At 51.6% G+C, this 2,270-nt stretch carries 3 protein-coding genes; 2 read left to right on the top strand and 1 reads right to left on the bottom strand.

Annotated elements, in window-relative coordinates; genetic code table 11:
* Positions 1 to 369 (top strand): Uma2 family endonuclease (locus H6F43_RS03035; protein WP_190340539.1); only part of this gene is annotated, 369 nt, incomplete at its 5' end.
* A 297-nt stretch (positions 370 to 666) separates the two neighbouring features.
* Here the strand turns inward: H6F43_RS03035 and ntcA are convergent.
* Entirely contained in the window at positions 667 to 1,338 is a 672-nt protein-coding gene (gene ntcA / locus H6F43_RS03030; protein ID WP_190340537.1) for a global nitrogen regulator NtcA, read from the bottom strand.
* Positions 1,339 to 1,524: 186 nt separating this feature from the next.
* Here ntcA and fabI point away from each other — a divergent pair.
* The coding region (gene fabI / locus H6F43_RS03025; RefSeq protein ID WP_190340536.1) for an enoyl-ACP reductase FabI at positions 1,525 to 2,270 on the top strand (746 nt) is incomplete at its 3' end.

Genomic DNA, 2,270 nt, shown 5'->3' with positions numbered 1-2,270 from the left:
TTTGCTGGACGTTCTATTGTGCCGGACGTTGCAGTGGTGGCTTGGAGCCGCATTCGGATCAATGCATCGGGAGAACCAGAAGATGATTTTACCGACGCGCCCGATTGGACCATTGAGATTCTCTCTCCTGATCAAAAAGCAACCCGTGTCATCGATAATATCTTGCACTGCTTGAGACACGGCTGCAAATTGGGCTGGATGATCGATCCAGATGATTACTCGGTTTTGGTGTTTATGCCTCAGCAAGAGCCTGTGATCTGTCGAGGCGATCGACCCCTTCCGGTGATTCAGCTAATTGATTTGACCCTAACCGCCGCGCAGGTTTTTTCGTGGTTGCAAGTCGGCAACCAATCAGTTGAGCCACTCTAATTTCTGCAAGCAGGAGCACAGTAGGATGCTTCAAGCTCGGACGATCACCCTTTGAACTCGAACGATTCAGCAAAAAGGTCAATCATTCAGGTTCGGAACGTTAACGATCGCCCTCTGAACTCGGACGATCGTGCTTAGAGCTTGGAACGTCGAGTAAAAAGGTCAAACGATCGTCCTTCATCAACGATCCCAACCTCTTTGAACTACAAATTGCAGCGCCACTGAAGAACAGGATTCAAAAAAATCTCAACCTCATCTGGCTTCAGTGCCGCATGAGATTCGCGAGCACCAGCTTGATTAAGTGAATTGCTGACTCAGCGTCACCGGATTGTGTACCGTGATCTTCTTTTTATGAATCGAAATCATTTTGTCTTGGCGTAGATCGCCCAGCAGGCGAGTGACCGTGACCCGAGTAGATCCGATCGCCTCCGCGATTGCCTGATGGGAAAGCTTCAGGTCGATCGTGATCCCGTCGGTCGTCGGAAGACCAAAGTCGCGGCAAAGAATCAGCAAAAAGCTAACCAGTCGCGATCCCATATCGCGGTGTGCCAGCGTCTCGATCATCATTTCCGTTTGCAGAATCCGTGAGGACAGACCCCGCAGCAGCACCATCGAAAGCTCCGGGTTCTCCTTCAGAGCTTTTTCCATTTGCTCGATCGGCACCGACAGTAGCTCTACCGGAGTAAACGCCACCGCATGATAGAAGCGATCCGATCGGTGCCCTGTAATCAGCGACAGCACGCCAAACACGCTGTTTTCTCGCAGCAGCGCTACGGTAATTTCTTCGCCCGCTTCGTAGACTCTGGACAGCTTAACAGCACCTTTGAGCAAGAAATAGACCCGTTCTGCCGGATCGCCGGGGAAGAAAATAGTTTTGCCCCGCTCAAAGGTTTCAACGACGGGTGGAAAAGCACCGCCGCCCATCTGACGAAAAACGGTTGCGATTGGTCGATCCTGCGTCACTACCATAATCCCCTACTGGTTCCCGCGATATTGCCCAGAATGCAGCCTACAAACCCATATGCGCGATCTGTAACTTAGAACACTACTTAAACTTACTTGAGAACCCTTTTTTGTGCCTGATGCTACACAATTTCGATCCGATGTGTTCCATCTTTCGAGTATTCTCATAGTTGCCATTAATAATAGACAGATATGCTGGATTTAACCGGAAAAAATGCGCTGATCACTGGCATCGCCAACGATCGCTCGATCGCCTGGGGCATTGCGCAGCAGCTTCACAAAGCAGGGGCAACCATTGGGGTAACGTACTTACCGGATGACAAAGGGCGGTTCGAGAAAAAAGTTGGCGAACTTGTAGAACCCCTCAATCCGACGCTGTTCTTGCCGTGCAATGTGCAAGACGACGACCAGGTTCGATCGCTGTTCGATTCGGTGCGGGACAAGTGGGGCAAGCTGGACATCTTAATTCACTGTCTGGCATTTGCGAACAAAGACGAGATGGCAAATACCTTTAGCTTCTCGGAAACGTCCCGTGAAGGCTTTGCCCTGGCTCTCGATGTCAGCACGTATTCGCTGCTCAAGCTATGTGCGGGCGCAAAACCGCTGATGACCGACGGTGGAAGCGTTGTGACGCTCTCCTACCTGGGCGGTGTGCGCGTGATTCCAAACTACAACATTATGGGCGTTGCCAAAGCCGCTCTGGAAATGAGCGTGCGCTACTTAGCCGCTGATCTGGGTCCGCAGAACATTCGAGTAAACGCCGTTTCCGCTGGTCCGATTCGCACGCTAGCGTCTTCAGCCGTCAGCGGTATTCGTGACATGATTAGCCATTTAGAAGAGGTAGCTCCGTTGCGACGCAGCGTCTCACAAATTGAGGTGGGGAATGCGGCGGCGTTTTTGTGCAGCGATCTTGCCAGCGGCATTACAGGGCAGATTCT

Source organism: Leptolyngbya sp. FACHB-36 (assembly GCF_014695955.1).
Lineage (GTDB): Bacteria > Cyanobacteriota > Cyanobacteriia > Leptolyngbyales > Leptolyngbyaceae > FACHB-36.
The sequence above is the reverse complement of the archived record's forward strand: the minus strand, read 5'-3'. Positions and strand labels throughout refer to the sequence as shown.